The organism is Mesorhizobium sp. M0152, assembly GCF_040322415.1.
Taxonomy (GTDB): Bacteria; Pseudomonadota; Alphaproteobacteria; order Rhizobiales; family Rhizobiaceae; genus Mesorhizobium.
The window spans coordinates 1-920 of sequence record NZ_JAMYTH010000122.1; the positions used below are offsets into that span (position 1 = coordinate 1).

Here is a 920-nt window from a genome sequence, read left to right on the forward strand (position 1 = left end):
CAACCGTTGGTCCGAGACAATGCCTTGGTCGCGCAGCCCACTCAGAACAGCAATTTCCTTTAGGAGAACCTCGATCCTTTTTTCACAGGCAATTTCCTGCGCCTCGAATCCTTCGATCTCGTGGTGATATTGAGTAATGTGTTCCGCCAGTTGCGCCTGCTTTCCGTCGCGGGATTGTCTGCGGAATTCGAACAGCAGCGTCTCGCTATGTATTGCCGAAGCTACGTCCGGAACATCTCTTCGGGCGAGCAGCCAGTCCGGGAAGGCGATCTCCGCGAGATCGTCACGTTCAGCATCGAGTCTTGCCTGGTAGGCGGCGAGCTCATCGAGCCGCTTGGTGACTATGGCGAGATTGGCGCGCGTCTGGGTGGCATCGAGCCGCATGAGGATGTCGCCGGCTTTCACTTTATCGCCTTCGCGCACCAGGATTTCTCCCACCACCCCGCCGGTCGGGTGCTGCACCTTCTTGACATAGGAATCGACGACAAAGTGTCCGGACGCGACAACCGCACCGGAGAGATTCGTGAAGGCCGCCCAGGCTCCGGCTCCTCCCACAAAGATTACGCTCGCCAGAAGGCCCGCCACCAGGTGGCGGCGAATGGAGCTGGAAACGTCATTGTTCTGATGAATGCCGGACACCGGGATCCTCCATGTCAGCGCGCTCTCCCACGTGATCCTGTGTAGACCCGATGGCCTTGACGCCAGCGCCTCGTGCCATCGCTGTCCCCTTCAGGACTTTGGACAGTGCTTCATCACGCGCACCGAATGCTCGCTGCCGTCCACCTTCCATCACCAACACCAAATCCACGGCGCGGATGGCGCTCGGCCGATGGCAGACGACAACCGCAATGCCCTTGCGCTCGCGCACGGAGGCGATAGCCTTAACGACCGCAGCCTCGCCTTCCGCATCGAGATTGGCA

At 60.0% G+C, this 920-nt stretch carries 1 protein-coding gene and 1 pseudogene; both read right to left on the minus strand.

Annotation, left to right across the window (positions count from 1 at the left end):
• The coding region (locus NKJ26_RS33425) for an HlyD family secretion protein (protein WP_352700114.1) at nucleotides 1-639 on the minus strand (639 nt) is incomplete at its 3' end.
• Nucleotides 614-920, minus strand: a pseudogene (locus NKJ26_RS33430) (type I secretion system permease/ATPase); the annotation flags it as partial. The pseudogene NKJ26_RS33430 and the gene NKJ26_RS33425, both read right to left, overlap by 26 nt.